Origin of the sequence: Pseudoalteromonas sp. NZS100_1 (genome assembly GCF_015864285.1) — a bacterium.
Classification (GTDB): domain Bacteria; phylum Pseudomonadota; class Gammaproteobacteria; order Enterobacterales; family Alteromonadaceae; genus Pseudoalteromonas; species Pseudoalteromonas arctica.
The window spans coordinates 1-16,991 of sequence record NZ_JADYXN010000048.1; the positions used below are offsets into that span (position 1 = coordinate 1).

The following is a 16,991-nucleotide window of genomic DNA, read 5'->3' on the forward strand; positions in this document are numbered from 1 at the left end:
GCTGGTGGATGCAATCCCGCGGGCTCCAGCTGGTTAAATATTTCTTCAGGAATAATACGGCGCCTGTCTGAGCCATCAAGTTTTGATGACCAAAGCGTATAAACCTCGCTATATTTATATTTATTCCAGAACATTAACCGCGGGGTTGAAAATGTATCTGCATCGCCATACACCTCTTCGCGTATTTCTAGTGGCCACTCTGGATGGTTTTTATGCTCTTTTGCCCATGGGTATTTAGCAACATCAACCTCTACTTGTGGCGAGCTTTGCGATGATGGCTCTGAGCAACCGCTCAGCAATAAGCTAACACAAACGCTGAGGGCGCAAAGCATGCTGTATTTTTTTAAAACCGTCATTATTAAAATCCTTTTTGGCTGTTATTTAGAGAAAGGCATGTATGGTTAGTTACTCTGTGCTTTTTGGTTGGTGATAGCGATAGGTGCTAATACGTTAAGCCCCCAAATATTCATTTCTTTAGTACGCGTAATGCGTTTCTCTTCTGTTAAAATATTCGCTCTAGTGATAATGCTATAAGTAACAGGCTTACCAAGCTCATCAACCTCGCCCATCGGGTTAAAACCAAATTTAAGCGTGACATTTTCATCCAATGAAAATATCACTCCACCACCCTCCCCTTTTTCTGAGTGCCCTATTTCAGGATTAGCAATATTTACCCAATGAAAATGCGCCTTTGGTCTAGCGTGGGTCATAAACGCTAAATACTTGCCATCGGGCGAAATTCGATGGTTTTTCATTCTCCATTTGCGTGGAAAACCAAAATTAACTTTGCGAACTACTTCACCATTAAACTTATGTATCCAAAAGCCATCGTGCTTTATGGCTAAAAACTCTTTATCGCCCGGGAGTAAAAACAGCTCATCTGAATAAATTATTTTGCGTTGTGTAAGTGTTGCTGTGGATACGTTGTAATTGTAATGTTTACCATTTGCATAAAAAATAACGTTGCCACTGTCTGAAGTCCAATTAAACGAAGGGTAACCTCCTCCAGCTGACATGGTGATTAGCTTTTTCTCTTTAGTATCGTATAACTGGCGAGTCGCTCGGTCATTTATATAGCCCGAAATAGCGATATAACGGTTATCTGGTGAGCGTGCTGGTGCATGTATACTAATAGATTCAAGCTTTTGAAATACCTCTTCTGGAATTATGCGTCGTCTGTCTGAGCCATCTAATCGTGATGACCACAGCGTGCGTACTTCACTGTATTTGTATTTGTATTTATTCCAAAACATTAACCTTGGAGTTGAAAATGTATCTGCATCGCCATACACCTCTTCGCGTATTTCTAGTGGCCACTCTGGATGGTTTTTGTGCTCTTTAGCCCATGGGTATTTAGCAACGTTAACGGCTGTTGTATTTGCTGAACTTTGCGATGAGGGCTCTGAGCAACCAGTTAAAAAAACAATTAAACTAAAAATCAATGCAAAAACACACGGCCTCTTTGGCGAAAACATTTAAATATCCTTTTTAAAAAACTCAATAAAAAAGCCCAAGTTAATGGGCTTTTTTTGTATATTGTGGCTAATCACTTATTTTACGTACATTGATTGCCTCTATACGCGCTTCATCTAAGCTTTTTGCATGTGTTTCAAACCACTCTTTAACCTCATCGATAGTCATGTCATTCGAGCTATAAAAGTCTTTTTGATAATCACTCAAGTGGGGCTCGAGTTTGTTATAGCGTTTACTCTTCATTGCTTTAGCCCATGGCGCGTTACTGGTTATTGATTTCGGTAACTCCACCTCTAGGCCAAAGCCGTGACTGTATGTATCGTCTAATAACAAACCATCAACAGTACTAAAGTCGGCAACGCTTATTCCTGAATTACCAGCCGTTCTAAATTCTTTAAAACATAGTTTAGGTGATTCATCAACAGAGCCATTAGCGTTTATATCCACGTTACCAAAAGGGCGAATACCTTTTACGGTATTGCCTTTTGGGGTCTTATAATCCAGTTTAAAACGTGCGACATACAAATGCTTTTTCTCAGTTTGGCCTTGCTTGTCTAACTTAGCTTTTTTGTTATGCCAATTAAATAGCGAGAGTACCTCTGAAGAATCGTCTTTTAAAAATGAAATAAAATCGCGAAGTTGAGACTGCCCTTTAACTTTACGTCGTCTTGTCAGCTTATAGTGGTTATCACGTATTTTGCCTCTGTTAAAACCACCTGTTAAAGAACGCTCAATTTCACCAATATTAATTAAATTACTGGGATAAGTGGGCCCTTGTAACTCACTGTCTTTGAGCCAACCCGACGAAATACCCGCCATACTTAAAGAGCACGGAATAGTATTGGGGTTAAGGTTGATCAGGTCTTTGCTGTAATTATCTTCAAGTAACTTATCGGCGGTTACCACGACAAAAACTTCAATTTCAGTATCCCAATCATATTTTTTAATTTTAAGGCTATTACCGTGGCGAGTGATTGTAAGGCTATTTCTACTTTCACTAATCGAACACTCGCGCTTATAGAGCTCTTTATTAATAGTTTTTTTGTAAGGTCCCTCTAAATACTCATTGTTTAAATTCGCTAATGAGATAAATGGCGCACCTTCGCCCCCAATTCTAATTGCCATAGTAACGGTTTTCTCACCATCAAATAACTCAGGGTAGGCAAAGCTTGAATCATAGCTTGTTAGGTAGTCTTTAATTAACAGCGAGCTGTGTTTTTCTTTATCAACACTTACTAAAAAGTCGTCTTCAATAAAACTAAATACCCCATCAAACTCAACAGGGCCTTGTGCAGGTGTTTGTTTAAGCGGTAAATCTTCACTCTTAGTGCCAGCCACTTGGCACGTGATTCTATAGCGCATATTATTTAGACGACCAGAGTCAGCATAGTCATCTGCGCTATTAATTCCGGGTAATAAAAAAGCTCCTTGGTGTGCGGTTGGCTTTATGCCTAAATACGTTTTAGGCCCAAGTTGATAAAATGGCTGAAATACACACCCAACCATACCTATATAGCGCGATTCATCAAAACCGTCTTGATTTATAAACAGCTCATCTTTGGTCAGCGCACGTGCAAGCTCTGAATACTTAATACTGGTCACATCCCAGCCATCTATACGCTCCACTTCAAATGTGAGTGGTGCTATATGGGCCATTTTTTCATCAAACACCACCAGCACTCTAACCGGTGTAAATGGGGTAATTGATTCATCCCCTAAATCACTCATTAAATGCCATTTTTTAGTATTAATATCTTGGTAATACATCACACTACAATGATAGTTTGCCTCACCGTATTGCATCATTAAGGGGTCAAAAGTATCAATAAAGTTGTCAAGCTCATTAGTGCCTAAAGTATGAATCGGAAAATACTTTTGATACTGTGTTTCTAAGTAACCTTGCAAGGAAGACACTGGCGCTTTAGACATCATATAAAACCCAAGCGCAGGGCTAACCATGCCTATCAAACTTGATGTTGCTCTTTTATCATCCATTACTTGTACGTGGTTTTCGTATAAAGTTTTACGATTACTTGCGGCGGTTAATTTAAAGTCTTGGTTTACACCGTAGGTTAATTGATATTCCTGCTCAGCGGCACCAGAGCTTTTCATTTTATTTACGTTTTCAACTAAGTTAACCCAAAACGTATCCATTTTTATTACCGCGTTATCTATTAGTGGATATGCCCACTCATCGCCGAGTAAAAAGTTTTCAATATAGGCTTGAATCTCTAATTTTTTTGCATTGTTAATGTAATCTTCTTTGCTGCTCGCATACACTTGTGCTCTTAGCAGTAAACCAACCAACCCCGCGATGGCTTCAGCTCGCACTCTGTATTGCGCCGCCCATAAAGTGCTATTAGCAATGGTATGGTTACTGTTCATTTCTGTTATTAAATCACGCATTAATGCTTGATTAGCGCTGCTTCGTTCGCTTTGCTGTTTTTGCCTATCATCAACTGCTAAATATTGTTTGCATATATTATCTGTCATTACTTCATCAGCTAAGGCAGCAACGCCGCGAATAACAACAGGCGCTGCGTCTACCACCGCTTTAAAAAAACCAATTGAACGTGCCGCAAGCGCGGTATGAGGTATTACACTTAATACAGCAAGCGCAGTGTCAAGTGCGGCCATTAATGCTTTGTCGCCCTCTTTTGAGCGTGCGATTTTTTTCTCAACACTTAAGCTACGGTAACGTTCTAAATTATTTAGCCCCTCACGAGAGGCACTTACAGCAAGGCTACTTACAATATAAGCCTTAAGGCTTACCCGCCGGTTAATTGCGCGTTGGCTTTCTGAGTCGTTATCAACCAAGTTCTCAAGCATGCCGTACCCATATATCCGCATGCGAGATTCAACTTGGTTAGAATCCATACCGCGGCTAATCATCTGCTCAGCCAAAATAGTTTTAACAGCCTCGGCGCGCCTTAAAGACAACTTTTTATTATATTCAACACCGCCTATATCACAGGTATACCCTGAAATATCAACCATTGCATTAGGGTTTGCGAGCAGCCCTTCAACAATAATTTGGCTACGCGATATTATTTCATTTTGGTACTGCTCACTCACAACATCACTGTCAAGTTCAAACAGGCTCTGAATAACTACATCGTGGCTTACTTCGCGCTCGCTTAAGCGGGCAAAATAATCATCAGCTACTCTTTTATAATGACTAACACTGGTGTTTAAGGTGTTTTCCGCTTCACCAAAATACGATATGGTCGCCTTACTAAACGCGCTAATACTCACAGCTAAATTAGCGGTATTAATAGACTTATCTAATACGTTGAGTACGCGTGCAGGCACTCCTAACGTACCACCTAAGGTATTATTGAATTGCCGTCTTTCATTTTCAGTTAATGTATGCAATTCACTAAAAGGCCAGAAATTTTTGCTTAATGCAGTGCTTGTTGTCACGCCACTGGGGTTAATTAACGCCTCCCTCACTTTAACCCAGGCATCAGCGCCGCTATCAAGTGCAAAGGTAGCATCAAGCATTGCCGATACTGCAGGGTCTTGGTTAGTTTGAAAGTGGGTATGCAGCGTTTTAGCAACTAACTTGGCAAATTTCCCTCGGTTATCATGATGTACGCCATCGGCATCAACATATTGCTGCATGTCGGCAACTAAAAAGCCCGCAGCAAGGCTGGCGCGGGTTTTCGTTAACTCCCAGTTTGTACAGTAATCCAAAAAGCCACTGGCAATTGCAGTGGGTTTGCTATTCGGCATTTTGGCATCGGGCGAGCCATATTCAGGCAAGCCTTTTTTTGGCTCATTAGGGTCAAAACCCTCAGGAGCAGAGGCCGTGTTTTTTGCAAAGTTGATTAAGTGGGTGTAATAACTAGGAAACTGCTTAATCAGTGACTCTTCAACAGAGATTGGGTCGCAGTTAATAATATCAAACTCACCTGCTTCGTTTTGAATGTCAAAATGCAACATTTCGCTGAGTTCGTAATAAGGAGTGCCATGTTCATCATAGCTAAGAGCGTTATGGCTCCAACGGTGACCTTGTTGACCTAAAGCGTCATCATTCAATTTAATTCGTATTTTGTATAAGCCTGCACTCAGCTTTTTATCATTATTATTTATAACCGCACTATAAACTTTACTTTCTTCTCGCTTGGCTTTTGCTATATCAAAAAAACCTGCAATGGCCCTTTCAGTACCTTTTATTATTTCAACATTACCATCGCCGGCTGCTAAAGGAATAGAGCTATTTACACTAAGCAACAGCGCCCGTGTTTTGGGTATAACATAACCATAAATATGGCTAACCTTGCATTTAATAATGTGTTCGTTATACCAAGCGCTGTAGGTTGTATCTTTATTATTAGTGTCGGGCCGTTGTAAATCTTCTACCGCAATTTTTTGATAGCTAAGGGTATTAGTCTTGCCCTTATAACTTCCTAGTTCAGTTTTGAAGGCCTCAAACCACTTATCACCTTGGCTCACCGCTAACAAGCTTATCGCATCAACCGGCGGCACAATAATAGGTCGGTTTTTATGAGCATGAAACGGTGTCCGTGTCGTCAGCAACTTGCCATCAACAGCCTCTAGCACCGCGCCTTCATCACTGCTTAACAGTATTGGTGCAGCTCCATCGCTATCAGCCACCACCACACGGTTAAAAAGCGGGGTGAGCTTACTGATTGGTTTACCTTCATTCACATAACCCGTGAGTAAATATGCTTTAGGGAAGCTACATACCCCTGTATTCAATTGCTCTGTCATTATTCATCCTTGATATTAAACACGCCATAAATAAATATTCCGGTCATGCCCCAAATATTACTTTCTTTAATCGGTATCTCTTTTGTTTGCCGGGTCACTAAATCTAACTCAATAAAGTAATAATTATTAAACGCCCAACCATTCCCAAGAAGCTCAGTAGACTTTCTTTTAGATTTTGTTAACACTTTATTTTTTTTATCTGAGAAAAAGTAAGTATCTGCTTTTCTTGGTGATATAATGCGCTTATTGGGGTCCGATAAGTTAATCCAGTAATTTTGCGCCGCCCCAAGCCCTTCTGATAAAAAATAAATATAATCGCCGAAGGGAGATACCTTAAAACTACGCATAGAAAGGTGGTTGTTATAGCCTAAATCAACCTTTTCTATCACGTCGCCATTAAAGTCATGTAACCAATACTCATTTTTTTTATGTGCTAAAAAGGTTTTTCCATCTGGCAATAAATACAAGCCATTAGAGTAAATAATTGGCCGCTCAGTAAGTGTTTTAGTGGGTACGTGGTAGTTATAATGTTTACCACTGGCGTAAAATATTACATTCTCACTGTCTTTGGTCCAGTTAAAATGAGCATAACCATGGCCTTTACCCATAAAAATAAACTGTTGGGTTTTAGTATCCCAAAGCTCGCGGGTAAAACCATGCTCTGTTGTATCCATAGACAAGGCAATATAGCGGTTATCTGGGGAGCGCTCAGGTTTATGTAGCCCAACCATCCATTTATCATTAAATGCAGTTTCGGGAATAATACGGCGCCTATCAGAGAGGTCCATACGCGCAGAAAATAATGTAGTTTGCCCCGTCCACTCTATGTCGGCTTTAAATAAAATACGCGGGGTTGAAAACGTTTCTTTATCGCCATACACCTCATTGCGCACCTCTTTAGGCCACTCAGGGTGATATGTATGACGATACGCCAATTTGTCTTTACTAAATCGACTGGGCTGCTCTTCAACAACTTGTTTTGCAGGTGGATTAGACTCCTCACCACAGCCAGTTAATAGCAATGTAGTAATACTTAGCAATATCATTGCGCTGCTACGCACGCTTTTACTAAAAGCTTTTATATCCGTTATGTTGTGTAAAAGCGCTTTAAATCGGGTTTTGTTTCGTGGGATTAATGACATTGGCAGTCCTTGATTGTACGGTTTAGATTGGTCGTAGAAGCAGCATTGCTGAGCTTAAGTAGGATAGTTTTATGAGCATGAAACGGTGCCCGTGTTGTTGACTGCTTGCCATCAACTGCTTCTAGCACCGCACCTTCATCACTGCTTAATAGTATTGGTGTGGCTTCATTGCTATCAGCCACCACCACACGATTAAACAGTGGGCTTAACTTACTGATTGGCTCCCCCCGATTAACGTAGCCCGTGAGTAAATACGCTTTAGGTAAACTACATAGCCCTGTATTCAATTGCTCTTTCATTATTCATCCTTGATATTAAACACGCCATAGAAATTATATATTGCCCCCATACCCCATATATTACTTTCTTTAAGTCGCATTTCTCGTGTTTGCTGAGTATTTAAATCAAACTCAACCAATAATTCATCTTGATAATATTGACCATTACCCATAAGTTCCCTTGATTCTATTAACCAAAATGTTATTGCTTTATTTTTTTTATCCGAGAAAATATACGAGCTTATACTTCGTGATGTAATACGTTTACTGGGGTCTGATAAATTAATCCAGTAATGTGTACTACCTGATAAAAAATAAATATAATCGCCGAAAGGGGATACTTCTAAATACTTCATCGTAAATTGAGTGTCAAAGCCTAAATCGACCTTCTCTATCACGTCGCCATTAAAGTCATGTAACCAGTATTTATTTTTTTTATCGGCTAAAAAAGTTTTACCATCTGGTAATAAAAAGAAGCCATTAGAGTTAATAATTGGCCGCTCAGTAAGTGTTTTAGTGGGTACGTGGTAGTTATAATGCTTCCCATTGGCGTAAAAAATTACATTTTCACTGTCTTTAGTCCAATTAAAATGGACATAGCCATAGCCTTCGCTCATAAAAATAAACTGCTGGGTTTTAGTATCCCAAAGCTCAAGTGTTTGGCCAACCTCAGGGACATACATCAACATTGCGATGTATCGATTATCAGGAGAGCGCTCAGGTTTACGGCCGTCGATCATTCTCTTACCCGAAAATGCACTTTCTGGAATGATCCGGCGCCTATCAGAGCCATCCATACGTGCAGAAAATAATGTAGTTTGCCCTATCCACTCTATCTCAGCACTAAATAAAATACGCGGGGTTGAAAATGTTTCTTTATCGCCATACACCTCATTACGCACCTCTTTTGGCCACTCCGGATGGTATGTATGGCGATACGCTATTTTATCTTTACTAAAGTTAGATTCACCGCCACACGCAGTTAAAAACAATGTAGTAATACATAGTAATATCATGGCGCTGCTTCGCGCGCTTTTACTAAACGCCTTTATATTCGTTATGCTGTGTAAAAGCGGTTTAAATCGGGCTGTGTTTTCTGAGATTAATGACATGGGTAATCCTAGTATATGCGGTGTGAATTCATTAATAGATTTATCTTATAAATCTATGTTATTTATAATAAATTCATTCATCATCTATATTAATGCTTGGCATTAATTCTGCTTGCGGTGTTTGACCACTCAACTGTGTATAAGGCACTCGTTCAAAGATATAAAAAGGCTCAGCCCCGTCATCTGGATCTTGTATTAAATTAAAAGTACCTTCTGTAGGGATTTTTCTAAATGTTAGACGAACCCAGTCGGTATTTACAATACGTCGATCACCAACAAGGCACTCTTGACGCCAACAGCTTTCTACATGTTCCAAAATAATTTTTTCATTAAGCGGGTTTATAGGTTTGCTCGACGATTTGCTTAAATTTAACTGGTATTCAAAGGTGATTTTTGGCTCTGTAATATACTTTTTATTTATATTATTTATCTGCATAGGCGAACACTGTGAAATACTCATTTTAGCTCCCAAATACTTGCTGTAATTTTGCTTTGGTTTTTGCCCCTGCAATTCCATCTACTTCAAGATCATGCTCGTATTGAAAATCCCTCACTCCCGCTTTGGTTTTTGAGCCGTTAATTCCATCAACTGTACCGCAGTCAAAGCCTAATAAATTACAGCGAGCTTGCACACCTGAAAGTGTATCGATGGGATCTAAATGACCAACTTGTGCAGTAAAACTTTCACTAGGTGAGCTTTGATCTTCCTTGAGGTATAAATCAACCTGCCCAGTGAGTGAATCGTTATCGTTTAACTCAACTTCTATTAAACCATCGCTCGGCAATACAGTGTCTATTGTTTGGCTACCAATAGTAATTACGATGCGCTTACCCGTAATATCGTCACCATCTTCATGAATAATTTGCAGACGAAAGTACTCTTTTTCGTTTTGTACAACAAAGCTGTTAATACTGTTGGTGCGCAGCGGTATAAACTTTTCTTTTTTAGGCGGAATCGTAATTTTATCGCCCGGGTAAATTAAGTTTGGGTCTGGGCGTAGGGCTTTAAACTCTGCATTGCTTGGGTGGTTGTAAAGCGCTTTAGATGTTTGGTAGCCGTATTGCTTTGCTATGCGCAATAGCGTTTCACCTTGGGCTACGGTGTGTTGTTGGGTCATTGTGTATCCTTAAACTTTGCCTACAGACCAATCTTCGCTGTCGAGTTCAAAAAAGCTGACTTTAGCGTTTTCAAAGTCGGGGCCTGATACGTTGGTATAACCGTTTTGGTCAAGTTGCCCGGTAATAATGTGGCCGTTGCGTAGGCGTATTTTGTAGCCCATGTTGGCTTGTGGTTCGCCAGCTTCGTCGAGTAGTTCTATTTCGTAGGCTAAAGTGGGTTGTTCAACAGTAAATGTGGTGGTGTCGGTTGCGCCACTGGCCGTTACCGTAACATTATAAAGACCCGGTTTTACCTCAGCGTAGTGCTGCCAAAACGAGACTTCGTCTGGGCGTTTTTTTTCTAGTTGTAGTGTTATTTGACCACTTGTTGGCCCTTGCCATTGAATAACTACACTGCGACTGTTACTGCATGAGCCTTCTATATTGAGTTTCCAACCACTGGGTACTGTTAAGCTTGTGCCTGCTTTAGCAGGTTTGCGCTCGCTATAACCTAGGTTGTAATCGTAAATTAAATTGGCATTTTTATAGCCGGTATATTGCTGTGCTAATTGCTCTACGGTTTCGGCGGCGCTAAGTACGTGGGTTGTAAAATTTTGCCTAACAGTGTGCGATGCTTTTAGTAGCATTGTGCTGTTTAGCTCTGGCTTATAAATACGTACAGCGGGCGCATGCTGTTGTACAGGTTGCGCTGCTTTTTTAGGTTTTTGATTATAACTTTGCTGATTTATAAATTGCGGACTATTTTGCGCAGCTGATTGGCTGTTTATAAATGCAGAAGTGCTTGGCGTCATTACTGTGTTATTTATAAAAGTATTGTTTTGCAACGCTGTTTGCGATGATGTAACTGAACCATTATTAACCGCGCCCGAGTACTTTGTTGGTGCTTGAGTTTGTTTTGGGTAAACAGCTAGGCGTGTACTAGCTTGCTTAAACAGAGAATATGGTACCTTTTTCCACTCTTTGTCTTTAGCCCAATATTGGCACCGAGTGTCGTCGCGTAATCGCGCAGCTTGGTGTTTATCTAGCGCACCAAACAGGTTGTCTTGCAGTTGCCTTTGCAACACTTTAGGAAGTTTGCAAAGCTGAGCACGACTTAAATAAGAGAATGTAACCACAGGCTCTGAATTTTCAGGCTCATTATGTGGTTGTTCAAATAGTGGGGGGTAATTTAAGTTCACCGGATCCTTGGTGAGCATTTGCATCCTCGCTTTCTCTTAATAAGAGACTTATTTATTATTTAGTTACGGCTAAAAGGTATGCCGTTATTATAGTGCGTTAATATAAAGAAATAGGCACAAAAAATCTACAATGAATTTTTAAATTTGCTAACTTTGTTCAGTGTTTTCTCTTACGTAATGTCCGGCTCCACGAGTAATATAACGCAGCTGCCAAATAACGCGCTCAATTAATTCGTCGCGTTGCAATCCTTCTATATCGAGCGCTTCTGCACCCGCATTAAATACGAGCGTTACCATAGATTCCGCCTGAATATAGGCATGCATAGCATTACATTTAGTTTCGCTTTCTAAATAATGAGCCAGCTCTAAAATAAAATGTTTTACCTCGCGCGCTACAGCGGCTCTAAATGCTTTAGAAGTCCCTGAGCGTTCTCGCAGCAACAACCTAAATTGGTTACTTGAGTTATCAATAAACTCCATAAAAGTAACCACTGAGGTATTTATAACACTGCCGCCATCGTTTGCTATTCGTCTGCGTGCTTGACGCATAAGTTGGCGAAGGGTTAAACCGGCTTCGTCTACCATGGTTAAACCTAGCTCATCCATGTCTTTAAAATGACGATAAAAAGAAGTTGGGGCAATACCAGCTTCTCGTGCTACTTCGCGTAAACTTAAATTCGAAAAACTATGATCAGCACTCAGCTGATTAAATGCCGCTTGAATTAACGCCTGTCGTGTTTTTTGTTTCTGTTGCGCTCTAACACCCGACATCAACAGCTCCCTGAATTATTTTATATGAATATTTAGTGATATTAGCTCAATTGTACAGTCTAATACTTGACGACGAGAGTTTGAAATACTATTTTAGCTTACAGTTGTACGCTGAGATTGAGAATTATGAATAAACCACCGATTATTTGGACAAACGTCCTATTTTTTAGCCTAACCTTTTTGGCGGCTGCCACACTTGTACCTTGGTACGCCATTAGCTACGGATTTACCAGCGCGCATTGGATTGCTTTTGTTGGCTGCATGTTTTATGCAGGCTTATCAATTACTGCTGGCTACCATCGATTATGGGCACATAAAACCTATAACGCACACCCTGCTGTTGAATTTATTTTTGCGCTTGGCGGTGCTTTTGCACTACAAAACAGTGCTTTGCATTGGAGTAGCGATCACCGTATACATCACGGTCAAGTTGACGACCCAATAAAAGACCCTTACGCGGCTACCAATGGTTTTTGGTATAGCCATATCGGCTGGATGTTACGTGACTACCAAGGCGATAGCTACAACGACTATAGTAATTGTCGTGATTTACAACGAAATAAAGTCGTTATGTGGCAACATAAGCACTACTTAAAACTAGCTATTGCTATGAACGTAGGTTTGCCTCTTGCACTTGGTTTATTAGTTGGTGATGTGTGGGGTATGTTAATTCTTGCAGGTTTACTACGCTTAGTACTAAGCCAACACTTTACCTTTTTTATAAATTCGGTTGCACATATTTGGGGCTCTCGCCCATACACCGAAAAAAATACGGCACGCGATAACGGCTTTTTAGCGTTATTTACATACGGTGAGGGGTATCACAACTTCCACCATATTTTTGCAAGCGACTACCGTAACGGTATTAAATGGTTTCATTACGATCCAACAAAATGGATGATCCGCTCTTTAGCCGCTGTTGGTTTAGCCAATAAACTAAAGCGTACACCTGTTGAACGTATCGAAAAAGCAAAGGCCGAAACGCTAATGAGCAAAACGCAAACGCGTCTTGCAAAATTGCCTTTAGCACAAGATAAGATTACATTATTACAACAAGAGTACGATTTACTGCTGAAAAAACTGCAAAATTATTGTTCACTACAAAAACAAGTGTTAGAAGTTAAAAAAAATAACATGGCAAAGCAGTGTGAACGCTCAGCATTAATGGCACAATACCATGAGTTGGAAGCCGCCTGGGAAAATCAAAAACAGGCATGGCTAGCACTTAATGCGAGGTTATTAAAAGCCTCTTTTAATTAATTTAGGAGTGGCTGTGGCCAAACAACCAGAACAAAAAAAAGTACCCGTGACATACCAATATGATGCAATAATTATTGGCACGGGTCCTGGCGGTGAAGGTACCGCCATGAACCTTTCAAAAAACGACAAAAAAGTAGCGGTTATTGAACGCCAAGAATCAGTTGGTGGCGGTTGTGTACATTGGGGAACAATTCCTTCAAAAGCGCTTCGCCACTCTGTTAGCCGCTATATTGAATACAAAGCAAATCCGTTATTTAATGTTGGTGAGCGCCCTAGCCGCTTAACATTTCCTGATATTTTACGTCACGCAAGTTCTGTTATTTCTAAGCAATCTAATTTACGTAGTAGCTTTTACGATCGTAACCGCATTCATATGTTTCAAGGTGATGCGAGCTTTGTAGATAAGCACACAATTGAAGTAAAAAGAAATGATGGTTCAACTGAGCGACTGACTGCTAAAACGATTGTTATAGCAACCGGCTCACGCCCTTATCGCCCACCAGAGGTAGATTTTACGCATTCTCGTATTTACGAAAGCGACACTATTTTAGGTCTTAAACACGACCCTCACCGCGTACTTATATACGGCGCTGGTGTAATTGGTTGTGAGTACGCTTCTATATTTAAAGGTTTAGGCGCTAAAGTTGATTTAGTTAATACACGCGACCGACTACTTGCTTTTATGGATGCTGAAATATCTGACGCGCTTAGCTATCACTTTTGGAACAGCGGTATTGTTATTCGTCATAACGAAGAGTTTGACCGAATAGAGACCCGTGACGACTGCGTTATTATGCATTTAAAATCAGGCAAACGCGTAAAAGCTGACTGTATTTTATTTGCTAATGGCCGTACTGGTAACACTGATACATTAAACCTTGAAGCCATTGGTTTAAAAGCCGATAGCCGTGGCCAATTAAAAGTTAACGAAACATATCAAACAGAAATTGATAACGTTTACGCTGTAGGTGATGTAATTGGCTATCCAAGCCTTGCAAGTGCTGCGTTTGACCAAGGTCGTATAGCTGCTGATGCAATTGCGTGTGGTAACTGTGATGACAGACTGATAGTTGATATTCCGGCCGGTATTTATACCATTCCAGAAATGAGCTCAGTAGGTAAAACAGAGCAAGAGCTTACAGCCGCTAAAGTACCATATGAAGTTGGCCGTGCTCAGTTTAAGCATTTGGCACGTGCGCAAATTGCTGGTACTGAAGTAGGTAGTTTAAAAATATTATTCCACACCGAAACCAAAGAAGTACTTGGCGTACATTGTTTTGGCGAACGTGCATCTGAAATTGTTCACATTGGCCAAGCTATTATGGAACAAAAAAATGGTGGCAATAATATCGACTACTTTGTAAATACCACATTTAACTACCCAACCATGGCTGAAGCCTACCGTGTTGCGGCATTAAATGGTTTAAATCGCTTATTTAAATAAACTGCTTAAATAATACCAATCCGCAATAATACTTAATCAATTTGAGGGGTTAAATCTGACGTTAACTACGTTAAAAATTTCTGATATAGAACACTAAATAACGAAATTTTTGCCTTGTTATCGACACGATTTTCTTCCCTCAAAATAGATCACTTAATTAAGCGAATTGGTATAAGTAGTTTTAAAAGCCTTTATAAATAGGTAACAAAAAACCCGCAACTTAGCGGGTTTTTTACTTTTAAACAGTTTTAAAGTTTATTTAAGTAGCTATTACTTATGGTACTTAGCACTTAGCTCATGTACTGCATTAATGAATACACCAGCATTTTCAGGGTCTACATCTGGTGTAATACCGTGGCCTAAGTTAAACACGTGGCCATTGCCTGTACCGAAGTCTTCTAAAATAGTGCCTACTTCTTGGCGAATACGCTCTGGTGTACCGTGTAACATAGATGGGTCCATATTACCTTGTAGCGCTACTTTATCACCCACACGGCGCTTAGCGTCGCTAATATTAATAGTCCAATCAAGACCAATTGCATCACAACCTGTTGCTGCAATAGCTTCAATCCATTGACCACCATTTTTAGTGAACAAAGTAACCGGTACTTTACGACCATCGTATTCACGAATTAAGCCATCTACAATTTTATGCATATATTGCAGTGAAAATTCGTTGTAATCGCGCGGGCTTAATACACCACCCCATGAGTCAAATACCATTAGCGATTGCGCGCCAGCTTTAATTTGAGCATTTAAATAATCAATAACTGAGTCAGCTAACTTATCGAGTAATAAATGAAGTGTTTGCGGCTCTGCAAACGCCATTTTTTTGATTTTACCAAATACTTTGCTGCTACCGCCTTCAACCATATAAGTTGCTAGCGTCCAAGGTGAACCAGAAAAACCAATAAGCGGTACTTCACCTTTAAGTTCACGACGAATAGTGCTTACTGCGTTCATTACGTAGCCAAGCTCGTCTGTAGGGTCTAACTTTGGAATTTTTTTAACATCAGCAAGTGATGAAATAGGACGTTCAAACTTAGGGCCTTCGCCAGTTTCAAAGTAAAGACCTAAACCCATCGCATCTGGAATCGTTAAAATATCACTAAATAATATAGCGGCATCTAACGGGTAGCGACGTAGTGGCTGCAGTGTTACTTCACATGCAAGTTCAGCATTACGGCACAGGCTCATAAAATCGCCCGCTTGTGCACGTGTAGCGCGATACTCTGGTAAATAGCGTCCTGCTTGGCGCATCATCCATACCGGAGTTACATCAACAGGTTGTTTTGCAAGTGCACGTAAATAACGGTCGTTTTTTAATTCGCTCATGGCGTAAATGATCCTAAGACTTGTATAAATTGTGCAAGATTGTACCACCATATTCTCCGACCCTCTATTGCTTAGGGACGAAAACAGCTTTACCTAGAGGCAGATCAATATAATGGCGTGCTTTAATCCATTTTGACTATAAAGTAAGCAAAAAAGAATAACATTTAAAACTTTTTATTAATATGTTTGCAACATTACAAAAACCTTGTTATTGTTTGTCCCGCGTTAACAAAAAAAATAATAAAAATCTTAAAACAATAAAAATAAATGTTTTAAAATAATAACAATAAAAATCATCTCATAAAAATAAGAAAGCTTGTTATAACAAGTCACTGAAAGAAATTAGACCACCGTAACTGGTGGTTTTTTCTTGCCTAAAATAAAATCCCTCGCCTTAGATTATATAAAAAGGTACACCCCTCAAAGTAGCTCAACTTTACTTGTTGATATACTCGCAAATTAAATATATCTTGATGTACATAAACTTATTATATTCTAATTGAAAGACCAACCCAGCTAGGAGAACAGTTATGCTGACGCGTGTAGAAAAAGCTCAACAAAAATGGGGTGGTAGCCACACAGTAATTGATAAATGGCTAAACGAACGCCAAGACCTTATTGTACTTTATTGCAAAATTGCAGGTTTTACGCCGTACGAAAAACAAGATCAAGCATTGCCAGAGCCAAAACTAATTGAATCATTTTGCCAACTTTTAATGGATTACCTATCTGCGGGCCATTTTGAAGTGTATGACGATATAGCAAAAGCATGTGAAAAAAAGGGCTTACAGAGCCAAGAGCTTGCAAACTCTATTTACCCGCGTATTTCCAGTACAACCGACATAGCGTTAGATTTTAATGATAAGTACGCTGAAGTAGACAAAGAAGACTTGTTAAAGGGTTTTGATGATGACTTGTCTGTTATTGGTGAGGCATTAGAAGCACGCTTTGCACTTGAAGATGAGCTTATTGATAACTTGTTTTCTAATCACGCAAACTAATATGTTATTTACGCATATTAAAAAAGGGACCTAAGGTTAATGCCGATCAGTTAAGAAAATGACCGGTTGACCGATCCAAACGATCATGCAAAATCCGTAGTTAGGAAACTAACTACGGATTTTTTTGTGAATATAGAACAA

Annotated in this window: 13 protein-coding genes and 1 pseudogene; 3 read left to right on the plus strand and 11 right to left on the minus strand. The window is 39.8% G+C overall.

Going from position 1 to position 16,991, the window contains the following annotated elements; all coding sequences use genetic code 11:
- The 10 genes and pseudogenes from I6F66_RS19705 to fabR form a co-directional block, all read right to left on the minus strand.
- A pseudogene (locus I6F66_RS19705) lies at positions 1-356 on the minus strand (hypothetical protein); the annotation flags it as partial.
- A 45-nt stretch (positions 357-401) separates the two neighbouring features.
- The gene (locus I6F66_RS19710; RefSeq protein ID WP_197209618.1) at positions 402-1,475 is read right to left on the minus strand and encodes a hypothetical protein; all 1,074 of its coding nucleotides are present in this window, start codon (positions 1,473-1,475) and stop codon (positions 402-404) included.
- A 67-nt stretch (positions 1,476-1,542) separates the two neighbouring features.
- The gene (locus I6F66_RS19715) at positions 1,543-6,210 is read right to left on the minus strand and encodes an OmpA family protein (protein ID WP_197209619.1); all 4,668 of its coding nucleotides are present in this window, start codon (positions 6,208-6,210) and stop codon (positions 1,543-1,545) included.
- Positions 6,210-7,352: a hypothetical protein gene (locus I6F66_RS19720; RefSeq protein ID WP_197209620.1), complete on the minus strand. Its 1,143-nt coding sequence runs from the start codon at positions 7,350-7,352 to the stop codon at positions 6,210-6,212. Before I6F66_RS19720 ends, I6F66_RS19715 begins: the two co-directional genes overlap by 1 nt.
- Positions 7,343-7,651 carry a hypothetical protein gene (locus tag I6F66_RS19725; protein WP_197209621.1) on the minus strand — a complete coding sequence of 103 codons (309 nt, stop codon included), beginning with the start codon at positions 7,649-7,651 and terminating at the stop codon, positions 7,343-7,345. Before I6F66_RS19725 ends, I6F66_RS19720 begins: the two co-directional genes overlap by 10 nt.
- Positions 7,651-8,742 carry a hypothetical protein gene (locus I6F66_RS19730; RefSeq protein ID WP_197209622.1) on the minus strand — a complete coding sequence of 364 codons (1,092 nt, stop codon included), beginning with the start codon at positions 8,740-8,742 and terminating at the stop codon, positions 7,651-7,653. Before I6F66_RS19730 ends, I6F66_RS19725 begins: the two co-directional genes overlap by 1 nt.
- A gap of 73 nt (positions 8,743-8,815) precedes the next feature.
- The gene (locus tag I6F66_RS19735) at positions 8,816-9,202 is read right to left on the minus strand and encodes a hypothetical protein (protein WP_007582226.1); all 387 of its coding nucleotides are present in this window, start codon (positions 9,200-9,202) and stop codon (positions 8,816-8,818) included.
- 1 nt (position 9,203) lies between these two features.
- The gene (locus I6F66_RS19740) at positions 9,204-9,860 is read right to left on the minus strand and encodes a peptidoglycan-binding protein (protein WP_197120198.1); all 657 of its coding nucleotides are present in this window, start codon (positions 9,858-9,860) and stop codon (positions 9,204-9,206) included.
- A gap of 9 nt (positions 9,861-9,869) precedes the next feature.
- Complete coding sequence (locus I6F66_RS19745) at positions 9,870-11,057, minus strand: hypothetical protein (RefSeq protein WP_231611911.1); 1,188 nt, start codon at positions 11,055-11,057, stop codon at positions 9,870-9,872.
- A 129-nt stretch (positions 11,058-11,186) separates the two neighbouring features.
- Positions 11,187-11,810 (minus strand): HTH-type transcriptional repressor FabR, encoded by a 624-nt coding sequence (fabR, locus tag I6F66_RS19750; protein WP_007582233.1) that lies wholly within the window; start codon positions 11,808-11,810, stop codon positions 11,187-11,189.
- Between the two features lie 126 nt (positions 11,811-11,936).
- On the opposite strand from fabR, the gene I6F66_RS19755 reads away from it, so the two are divergent.
- Together I6F66_RS19755 and sthA are read left to right on the plus strand one after the other, a co-directional pair.
- Positions 11,937-13,070 (plus strand): fatty acid desaturase, encoded by a 1,134-nt coding sequence (locus tag I6F66_RS19755; protein ID WP_024589509.1) that lies wholly within the window; start codon positions 11,937-11,939, stop codon positions 13,068-13,070.
- Positions 13,071-13,083: 13 nt separating this feature from the next.
- A complete protein-coding gene (gene sthA / locus I6F66_RS19760; protein ID WP_033040546.1) occupies positions 13,084-14,514 on the plus strand; it encodes a Si-specific NAD(P)(+) transhydrogenase in 1,431 nt (476 codons plus the stop codon).
- A 270-nt stretch (positions 14,515-14,784) separates the two neighbouring features.
- Here sthA and hemE read toward each other — a convergent pair whose 3' ends face one another.
- Positions 14,785-15,849: a uroporphyrinogen decarboxylase gene (gene hemE, locus I6F66_RS19765; protein ID WP_002961084.1), complete on the minus strand. Its 1,065-nt coding sequence runs from the start codon at positions 15,847-15,849 to the stop codon at positions 14,785-14,787.
- Positions 15,850-16,379: 530 nt separating this feature from the next.
- Between hemE and I6F66_RS19770 the strand changes: the two genes are divergently transcribed.
- Positions 16,380-16,850 (plus strand): Rsd/AlgQ family anti-sigma factor, encoded by a 471-nt coding sequence (locus I6F66_RS19770; RefSeq protein ID WP_007582240.1) that lies wholly within the window; start codon positions 16,380-16,382, stop codon positions 16,848-16,850.
- Positions 16,851-16,991: the final 141 nt, after the last annotated feature.

Coding starts and splice junctions, on each gene's coding strand:
- I6F66_RS19725 (WP_197209621.1), bottom strand. CDS start 7,651: ATGAAAGAGCAATTGAATACAGGGCTATGTAGTTTACCTAAAGCGTAT.
- fabR (WP_007582233.1), bottom strand. CDS start 11,810: ATGTCGGGTGTTAGAGCGCAACAGAAACAAAAAACACGACAGGCGTTA.
- I6F66_RS19730 (WP_197209622.1), bottom strand. CDS start 8,742: ATGTCATTAATCTCAGAAAACACAGCCCGATTTAAACCGCTTTTACAC.
- I6F66_RS19740 (WP_197120198.1), bottom strand. CDS start 9,860: ATGACCCAACAACACACCGTAGCCCAAGGTGAAACGCTATTGCGCATA.
- I6F66_RS19755 (WP_024589509.1), top strand. CDS start 11,937: ATGAATAAACCACCGATTATTTGGACAAACGTCCTATTTTTTAGCCTA.
- I6F66_RS19720 (WP_197209620.1), bottom strand. CDS start 7,352: ATGTCATTAATCCCACGAAACAAAACCCGATTTAAAGCGCTTTTACAC.
- I6F66_RS19715 (WP_197209619.1), bottom strand. CDS start 6,210: ATGACAGAGCAATTGAATACAGGGGTATGTAGCTTCCCTAAAGCATAT.
- I6F66_RS19770 (WP_007582240.1), top strand. CDS start 16,380: ATGCTGACGCGTGTAGAAAAAGCTCAACAAAAATGGGGTGGTAGCCAC.
- I6F66_RS19745 (WP_231611911.1), bottom strand. CDS start 11,057: ATGCTCACCAAGGATCCGGTGAACTTAAATTACCCCCCACTATTTGAA.
- I6F66_RS19735 (WP_007582226.1), bottom strand. CDS start 9,202: ATGAGTATTTCACAGTGTTCGCCTATGCAGATAAATAATATAAATAAA.
- hemE (WP_002961084.1), bottom strand. CDS start 15,849: ATGAGCGAATTAAAAAACGACCGTTATTTACGTGCACTTGCAAAACAA.
- I6F66_RS19710 (WP_197209618.1), bottom strand. CDS start 1,475: ATGTTTTCGCCAAAGAGGCCGTGTGTTTTTGCATTGATTTTTAGTTTA.